6 protein-coding genes are annotated in these 7,569 nt (G+C 71.1%); 5 read left to right on the top strand and 1 reads right to left on the bottom strand.

Features of this window, described 5'->3' with window-relative positions; translation table 11 throughout:
* Positions 1–151 precede the first annotated feature (151 nt).
* From IH25_RS0121125 to IH25_RS0121145, 5 genes are read left to right on the top strand one after another with little or no spacing between them, the layout of a single operon-like run.
* On the top strand, positions 152–997 hold the full coding sequence (locus IH25_RS0121125) for a hypothetical protein (RefSeq protein ID WP_030612606.1): 846 nt from the start codon (positions 152–154) through the stop codon (positions 995–997).
* Positions 987–2,333 carry a hypothetical protein gene (locus IH25_RS0121130; RefSeq protein WP_030612609.1) on the top strand — a complete coding sequence of 449 codons (1,347 nt, stop codon included), beginning with the start codon at positions 987–989 and terminating at the stop codon, positions 2,331–2,333. Before IH25_RS0121125 ends, IH25_RS0121130 begins: the two co-directional genes overlap by 11 nt.
* Positions 2,330–3,886 carry an SCO6880 family protein gene (locus tag IH25_RS0121135; protein WP_030612610.1) on the top strand — a complete coding sequence of 519 codons (1,557 nt, stop codon included), beginning with the start codon at positions 2,330–2,332 and terminating at the stop codon, positions 3,884–3,886. Before IH25_RS0121130 ends, IH25_RS0121135 begins: the two co-directional genes overlap by 4 nt.
* A gap of 14 nt (positions 3,887–3,900) precedes the next feature.
* Positions 3,901–5,310, top strand: a complete 1,410-nt coding sequence (locus IH25_RS0121140; protein ID WP_030612611.1) for an ATP-binding protein — start codon at positions 3,901–3,903, stop codon at positions 5,308–5,310.
* A 12-nt stretch (positions 5,311–5,322) separates the two neighbouring features.
* Positions 5,323–6,867, top strand: coding sequence for a type IV secretory system conjugative DNA transfer family protein (locus tag IH25_RS0121145; protein ID WP_030612612.1), 1,545 nt, complete (start codon positions 5,323–5,325; stop codon positions 6,865–6,867).
* Here IH25_RS0121145 and IH25_RS0121150 read toward each other — a convergent pair.
* A complete protein-coding gene (locus IH25_RS0121150) occupies positions 6,864–7,430 on the bottom strand; it encodes a GNAT family N-acetyltransferase (protein ID WP_030612613.1) in 567 nt (188 codons plus the stop codon). The two genes, IH25_RS0121145 and IH25_RS0121150, sit on opposite strands and share 4 nt — an antisense overlap.
* Positions 7,431–7,569: the final 139 nt, after the last annotated feature.

The raw sequence follows: 7,569 nt of genomic DNA on the forward strand, positions 1-7,569 counted from the left end.
CCCGGCCACGGCTGTCCCCTCCACCCCACCCACCCGTCGTGCCCACCGGCTGAGGTTGCGTTTCCCTGATGTCGAGTCACCACACCGCGCCCGCGCGGGAACCAGCACGGCTACCGTCGTATGTCTACGAGGTGGAGGGGGCGTACGCGGCATGAGTCCCGGAGACGAGCAGGGTTACCGCGACTACCAGGGCTACGGCGACCACCCGGAGCCCGGCCAGACCCGGACCCGCCTCCCCGACCCCGACCCCTACGGCGGCGCCCCCCGCCGCCCCCAGCGCTCCTCCTCCCGAAGCCTGATCACGGTGGTCGGCGTGGTGGTCCTCCTCATCGCCGCCATCGCCTTCGCGAACCGGGGTGACGGCGACACGAACGACGAGACTTCACCGAAGACGGACCAGCCCGTGACCTCCGCGACGTCGGCGAGCGGCACGCGTCCGGTGGAGACCAAGTCCGCGGGTGTTCCGACGGGGTTCGCCCACGACGAGCAGGGAGCCCAGTCGGCGGCCTCGAACTACGCCGTGGCCCTGGGTTCGACCGGCATGTTCAACAAGGACAGCCGTCACCGGCTCCTGGACCTGCTCTACACCCAGGAGGCGGCGGCCCGTCTCCATGGCCCCATGGACCAGGCCTACTCGGCCGGGTTCCTCGCCAAGATGGGCCTCGACGCCGCCGGCAACCCGCCCAAGGGCAGCACGTTCGTGTCGCGGGTGATTCCGATCGGAACCACTGTGCGGGAGTACAAGGCCGACTCCGCCAAGGTCGCGGTCTGGTACGTGGGCCTCATCGGCATGGCCAGCAGCACCTCGACCGACCCTGTCACCTCGTCCTGGAAGACCTGGACGTTCGACCTGCGCTGGTCCGACGGCGACTGGAAGATCAGCTCCGAGACACAGCAGGACGGTCCCGCGCCGGTACCCGGTGACGACAGGGCCGCCACCTCCGACGAGATCAGCAAAGCCATCGAAGAGTACGGAGGGTTCACCTATGCCCGGTAGCCCGCAGCGTGCGCTCAAGCTCGCCGGAGTCGTTGCAGCCGTACAGACCACGGCCGTACTGCTGGCCACCCGCGCCTTCGCGGAACCCTCGCCCACCCCCTCCGGCAGCCCGTCCCCCTCACCGTCGAACGGCGGGATCGACTGCGGCCCCATCCCGGGCGATGCCAAGAAATACTGCGAGCGCGGCAACAACCCGTCCGGGAAGACCGGCGACTTCGCCCCGGACAACTCCACTCTCGACCCGCTGTCGTCGCTGGCCAAGGGCTGCGCCGAGGCCGCCTCCTGGACCGTCGACAAGCTCAGTAAAGCCGTCAAGGAGACGGCCACCGTCGACTTCACCAATCAGGCGTTTTTGAAGCAGTACGCCATCGTCTTCGCCGCCTCCACCATCCTGACGCTTCTGCTGTGGCTCCTCGCCGTGGCCAAGCGCGCGGTGCGCGGCGTGCCGCTGACCACCGCGATCACCGAAGCCGTCGGCTTCCTGTGGCTGACCGTGCTTGCCTCCGCCTTCACCCCGCTGATCCTGTACACCGTCGTCTCGGCCACGGACAGCGTCACCGACGTCCTCGCGAAAGCCACCGGCGACCAGGCCGACACGTTCTTCGGCACCTTCTCCGGCGCCCTGAAGAAGGGCAACGACATCGGCGGCGGCCCTATCATGCTGATCGTCGTCTCCCTGGTCAGCATCCTCGCCGCCGGCGTCCTCTGGCTGGAGCTGGTCATCCGCGCCGCCCTCCTCTACGTCGGCGCCCTCCTCGGCACCGTCGTCTACGCGGGACTCGTGGACAAGAACCTGTGGGGCCACGTCCGCCGCTGGGCCGGCATCATGATCGCCGTCATCCTCGTGAAACCCGTGATCGTGATCGTCCTCGGCCTGGCCGGCGCCCTGTCCGGCGACAACGGCCCCGACGCGTTCTCCGCCGTCGTCTCCGGCCTCGCCATCATCCTGCTCGCCATCTTCGCCAGCGCGATGATCTACCGCTTCGTCCCCGGCTTCGGCGACGAGATCGCCAGCGGCCGCAACAACCGCATCATGCAGGGCGCGGAGAGCAAGGCCGCCGCCGTCATCAGCTCCCCCGCCACCCTCGTCGCCCAGGGCATCAAGACCCACAGCACCCGCGCCGACAGCAACGCCGCCGGCGGACAGTCGAGCAGCACCCCGCGCCAGGCCAACCCCGCCTCCGGCGGCGTCGCCGCCCACAGCGGCCGTACCCCGGCCGGCACCGGCGGCGGAACCGTCCCCTCCGCCACGCCCGCGCCCCGCGCGTCCAGCCCGGTCAACACCCCGCACGCCAGCAACACCCGCAACAACCGCTCGGGAGGTGAAGGGCGTTGACGACCGAGTCCCACCTGTCCCATCCGGTCACGCCCCGCCGTACGTATCTCATCGGCCGCGCCCGGCCGAACGCGATCATCGGCCGCAACCGTGAATCCGGCGAAATCGCCCTGATCATCGCCGGCGCGTTCCTCGGCATGATGTGCGGCCTCCTCGTACCCGTCCTGCCCCTGCGGATCGCGCTGCTCATGGGCTTCCCCCTGCTCGCGCTCGCCGCGGTCTACGTGCCGTACAAGCACCGCACCTTCTACAAGTGGTTCGAGATCAACCGCTCGTACAAGCGGACCGTCAAGCGCGGAGCCGCCTACCGGTCCAGCGCCATGGAGGCCGGCACCCGGCTCGACGGCCGGGAGATCGAGGTCGGCCCGCCGCCGGGCATCGGCCGCATCACCTGGCTGGCCGCGCCCTTCGGCCCGGACGAGATCGCCGTCCTGCTGCACGCCGACCGCAAGACGGTCACCGCCGCCATCGAGATCGAGGGCCCCGGCGTCGGCCTGCGCGACTCCGAGGACCAGGAGGCCCTGGTCGACCGCTTCGGCACGCTGCTCAAGCACGTCGCCAACGGCGACGGCTTCGTCACCCGGCTGCAGATGCTCGCCCGCACCCTGCCCGCCGACCCCGACGCGCACGCCAAGGACGTCGCCGTGCGCGGCGACGACCGCTCCCCGGACTGGCTCCAGCACTCCTACGACCAGCTCCAGTCCATGGTCTCCACCAGCAGCGAGCAGCACCGCGCCTACCTCGTCGCCTGCATGCACTACAGCCGGGAACTGGCCGCCGAGGCCCACGCCATGGCCCGCGCCGCCCGCACCCGCGGCGGCCGGGTGGACCGGGACGCCGGGCTCGCCGTCGTCATGGCCCGCGAGCTGACCGACATCTGCTCCCGGCTCCAGGAGGCCGACATCCGGGTCCGCCAGCCGCTCGGCCAGGGCCGGCTGGCGTCCCTGATCCACTCCATGTACGACCCGGACCACCCCATCGACCACATCCAGGCGATGACCCAGCGCAACGCCTGGCCGGCCGAGCTGGACGCCGTGGAGCCCACCTACCTCCAGGCCAAGACCCGCGAGTCCTCGACCCGCGCACCCTGGTGCCACGCCACCGCCTGGGTGAAGGAGTGGCCGATGACCCCCGTCGGCGTCAACTTCCTCGCCCCGCTCCTGGTCCACACCCCGGACGTCATCCGCACGGTCGCCGTGACCATGGACCTGGAACCCACCGAGGTCGCCATCGAGCGGATGCTGACCGAGAAGACCAACGACGAGGCCGAGGCGTCCCGCGCCGCCAAGATGAACCGGACCGTAGACCCCCGGGACATCGCCGCCCACAACCGGCTCGACCAGCGCGGCGAGGACCTCGCCAGCGGCGCCGCCGGCGTCAACCTGGTCGGCTACATCACCGTCTCCGCCCGCTCCCCGGAGGCCCTCAACCGCGACAAGCGCACGATAAGGGCCTCCGCCGGCAAGTCGTACCTCAAGCTGGAGTGGTGCGACCGAGAGCACCACCGCGCCTTCGTGAACACACTTCCGTTCGCCACCGGCATCCGAAGGTAGGGGCTGATTCTCCGATGCGGGATCCGCTGTCCGTCCTCACCGAGGCCTTCACCTCCTTCCTGTTCGGGAAGGTGGAGACGACCCGGCCGCCGGTGCGCACCTCCACGGGCCAGGCCCAGGCGGTCTACCTGCCCACGGCCGCGCCCGGCCTCGGCGACTCCGGCGTCATCATCGGCCGCGAGGTCTACTCCGGGAAGGGCTACATCTACGACCCCTTCCAGCTGTACGGCCAGCAGCTGCCGGCCCCGCACTGGCTGGTCCTCGGCGAGTCCGGCAACGGCAAGTCGGCGCTGGAGAAGACGTACGTCCTGCGCCAGCTGCGGTTCAAGGACCGCCAGGTCGTCGTGCTGGACGCGCAGGGCGAGGACGGCGTCGGCGAGTGGAACCTGATCGCCGAGGAGCTGGGGATAACCCCCATCCGGCTCGACCCGACGGCCGCCCTCAACCACGGCATCCGGCTCAACCCCCTGGACCCGGCGATCACCACGACCGGGCAGCTCGCGCTGCTGCGGACCATCATCGAGGTGGCCATGGGCCACGGCCTGGACGAGCGGGCCGGCTTCGCCCTGAAGGTCGCGCACTCCTACGTCAACGAGACGATCACCGACCGCCAGCCGGTCCTCTCCGACATCGTGGACCAACTACGGCACCCCGAGCCGGAGTCGGCGGAGTCGATGAACGTCGCCATAGACGACGTACGGGCCTGGGGCCTGGACGTCGCCCTGGTCCTGGACCGCCTCGTCGACGGTGACCTGCGCGGCATGTTCGACGGCCCGACCACGGTCGGCATCGACCTCGACGCGCCCCTGATCGTCTTCGACCTGTCCCACATCGACCGCAACTCCATCGCCATGCCGATCCTCATGGCGATCGTCGGCGTGTGGCTGGAGCACACCTGGATCCGCCCCGACCGCAAAAAGCGCATCTTCCTGGTCGAGGAGGCCTGGCACATCATCAACAGCCCGTTCGTGGCCCAGCTGTTCCAGCGGCTGCTGAAGTTCGGACGCCGGCTCGGCCTGTCCTTCGTGGCGGTCGTCCACCATCTGTCCGACGTGGTCGACGGGGCGGCCGCCAAGGAGGCGGCGGCCATCCTGAAGATGGCCTCGACCAGGACGATCTACGCCCAGAAGGCGGACGAGGCGAGGGCCACCGGCCGGGTCCTGGGCCTGCCCCGCTGGGCGGTCGAGATCATCCCCACGCTGACGCCCGGCATCGCGGTCTGGGACGTCAACGGCAATGTCCAGGTGGTCAAACACCTGGTCACGGAGACGGAACGGCCGCTGGTCTTCACCGACCGCGCCATGACCGAGTCGGCCAGCGACCTGGCCGACGACGCCCTGCGCGCGGCCGAGCTGGAGGCCGAGCAGCGGGCGGCGGCCTTCGTGGAACAGCACCTGGGCGACTCCGAGTCGACGGTGGCCTAGAGGGAGTACAGCGTGAGACCGGACGATCACCGTGACTACCGCCGGGAACGCCAGGGCGGCATCCCCGACGGACTGCTGATCGGCATCCTCGCGTTCCTCATCGGCATCACCGTCCTGGTGTGGACGGCCACCGGCCTCTCGGCCCGGTTCGCCCACGGTGCCTGGCCGGAGGGCGTCACCTTCACCCGCACCCCCCTGGCCATGCGCCACCTCGTCAGCCACCCGCACGACCTCCCCGGCGCCTGGCCGGACACCCCGCCGGGCCGGCTGTCCGGCTGGGGCCTGTTCTGGGGCCTGTTCCTCGGCCAGCTGATGATCCTCTTCGTCCTCACCGTGTTCGCGATGAGCACGGTGGCCCGGTGGCGGGCGGCCAGGCGCCTACGGGCCACGGCGGCCCGCGACACCACGCCGGGGCCCGCGCGAGCCGAGTCGCACTACGAGGCCCCGGAGCCGCGCCACAACGTCCCCGAGCCACGCCACGAGGTCCCCGTGCCGCGCGCGGAGCCACGGCCGGTGGAGCCCGCGGGGCAGCCCGTAACACCGCCGTCTCCGGTCGCGGTGGAGCCCGCACAGCAGCCGGCGGCCCCGGCGCCTCCGGTCGCGCTCCCTGCCGACGGCGACCGGGCGGGCGGCTGGGAGCGGGTCCTCCTCGCGCCCAGGGAGGCCCGGCAGCCGGCCGCGGCCCAGGCCGTACGGGACGCCGAGGGCCCCGTCGTCCTCGTCACCTCCAACCCGGCCCTGTGGGCGGAGACCAAGGACACCCGGGCCAAGCTGGGCCCCACCCTGCTCTACGACCCCACGCACCTGTGCGACACCCCGGCCCGCCTGCACTGGTCCCCCACCGCGGGCTGCGAGGACAGGCAGACGGCGCTGCACCGGGCGACGGCCCTGCTCGCCCCGGTACGGCCCACCGCGCGGATCGACCAGGCGGTGGCCGACACCGCGACCACCCTGCTGCGCAGCTATCTGCACGCCGCCGCCCTGGAGAACCGCACCATCCGGCATGTGCACCGCTGGGCGCAGGGCACCCAGGTCCAGGACGCCGTCCGCACCCTGCGCACCCATCAAAAGGCCGCGCCCGGCGCCGCCGGCGAACTGGAGGCGGCCCTCACCGGGCACCCGGACCGCCGGGACATCGCCCAGGAGCTGACCAGCAGGGCCCTGTCGGCGCTCTTCACGGTGAACATCCGGGAGGCGTGCACCCCCAACCGCACCGATGCCCTCGCCCTGGATTCCTTCGTCCAGGAAGGGGGCACGCTTTATGTGGTCGGTGCATCCATCGAGGACCCACGGAGCAACCCGGGTGCGATGCCGCTCCTGACGGCCCTCGTCTCCAGCGTGGTCGAGCGCGGCCGGCGCATGGCCGAACGGTCATCCTCCGGTCGCCTCGACCCACCACTCACCCTGGTCCTGGACGACATCGCGGCCGTGGCCCCGTTCCCCGAGCTGCCGGAGCTGCTGGCCGGCGGCGCCGACCGGGGCCTGCCGGCGCTGGCCCTGCTCCGCTCCCGCGAACAGGCCCGAGCCCGCTGGCCGCACCAGGAACTGCCCGTCTAGGACGGCCGCTCCAGGACGAACTCCCGCTCGTTCACGCTCTCGTCCTTGGAGAAGACCACGACGAGGCCGCTGGGCGCGAACCCGATCCTCCGGTAGGCCCTCTGGGCCCGGTGGTTGTCCTCGTGCACGAACAGCCGCATCCGCTCGGCGTCCCGCTGCCACGCCCAGGCCAGGCCGGCCGTGAACAGCGCCTCGATCAGTCCGCTGCCCCGGTGCTCGGGCCGTACGAAGACGCCGACCGCGTGTCCTTGCCGCCGCTCGACCGGGTTCCCGGCCCAGTCCTGGGTGCCGGGCTCCTCCATGAGTACGGTGACCGAGCCGGCCCAGGTTCCGTCGGGGGCCTCGGCGATGAACTGCTGGGCGGTCGTGGAGCCCACGCCGGAGCCGACGGCCCGGTCCTGCCAGAAGGAGTCCGGCTTGCTCGCGGCGTTGTCGTAGGTCTCCAGGAAGGCGAGGTGCGCGACTGGATCCCGCAGCGCGTCCAGCCGCAGCTGCTTCACCCGCTCCCAGTCGTCGGGGCGTATGGCACGAACGACATAGTCGTTCCCGGTGACAGCGGTCATGCGGCCACCGTAATCCAAACCCCTTGGCCCGGAAAACAGAAAAACCCCCGCACCGTAAGGTGCGGGGGTTTCCCTAAAATTTGTTCGGCGGCGTCCTACTCTCCCACAGGGTCCCCCCTGCAGTACCATCGGCGCTGTG

It is taken from the genome of Streptomyces achromogenes subsp. achromogenes, assembly GCF_000720835.1.
Classification (GTDB): domain Bacteria; phylum Actinomycetota; class Actinomycetes; order Streptomycetales; family Streptomycetaceae; genus Streptomyces; species Streptomyces achromogenes.

Coding starts and splice junctions, on each gene's coding strand:
- IH25_RS0121130 (WP_030612609.1), top strand. CDS start 987: ATGCCCGGTAGCCCGCAGCGTGCGCTCAAGCTCGCCGGAGTCGTTGCA.
- IH25_RS0121140 (WP_030612611.1), top strand. CDS start 3,901: ATGCGGGATCCGCTGTCCGTCCTCACCGAGGCCTTCACCTCCTTCCTG.
- IH25_RS0121125 (WP_030612606.1), top strand. CDS start 152: ATGAGTCCCGGAGACGAGCAGGGTTACCGCGACTACCAGGGCTACGGC.
- IH25_RS0121150 (WP_030612613.1), bottom strand. CDS start 7,430: ATGACCGCTGTCACCGGGAACGACTATGTCGTTCGTGCCATACGCCCC.